This is a genomic window from Lwoffella lincolnii, from assembly GCF_002014765.1.
Taxonomy (GTDB): Bacteria; Pseudomonadota; Gammaproteobacteria; order Pseudomonadales; family Moraxellaceae; genus Psychrobacter; species Psychrobacter lincolnii.
Genome location: NZ_MUYT01000029.1, coordinates 1 through 506 on the forward strand (window position 1 = coordinate 1; position 506 = coordinate 506).

The 506-nt window shown below is 34.6% G+C and carries 1 protein-coding gene; it reads left to right on the forward strand.

The features are described 5' to 3' along the window. Positions 1-428: 428 nt before the first annotated feature. On the forward strand, positions 429-506 hold a 78-nt coding region (locus tag B0682_RS09295), incomplete at its 3' end, for a prepilin-type N-terminal cleavage/methylation domain-containing protein (protein WP_143823367.1).

The following is a 506-nucleotide window of genomic DNA, read 5'->3' on the forward strand; positions in this document are numbered from 1 at the left end:
GGCAGCTAGGATACTGATGATAAAGGTTGCTTACATCAGAAATCAGCACCATTTATCTGCCCATTTTTGACTGACCATAAACAATCAATAGATGTTATGTCCAAAAAATGTTATCCAAAAGTGTCAATATGGACAGTGTGATAACAAAAATAGTTACCGATTTACCCATCTATCAATCATTTATCGGTTTTAAACCACCTTTGGATAACAACCAATATCAAAAATCGCCAATTTATGAGTATATGAATGTATAAAATATGCAAAAAGGTGTAAACTGGCATGACGCATGCAACAATTAAGACATAAGAAACAAAAGATTAATCATTTAGTCTGACACATTACCTAATCATGTATCGCTAAATGATTAACCATTCAACCAATATGGGGGCATCTACTCTATGCTCATCATGACACAAAAGGAGTTCATTATGAACGCTCAAAAAGGTTTTACTCTTATCGAATTGATGATTGTGGTTGCCATTATCGGTATCCTAGCTGCCATCGCT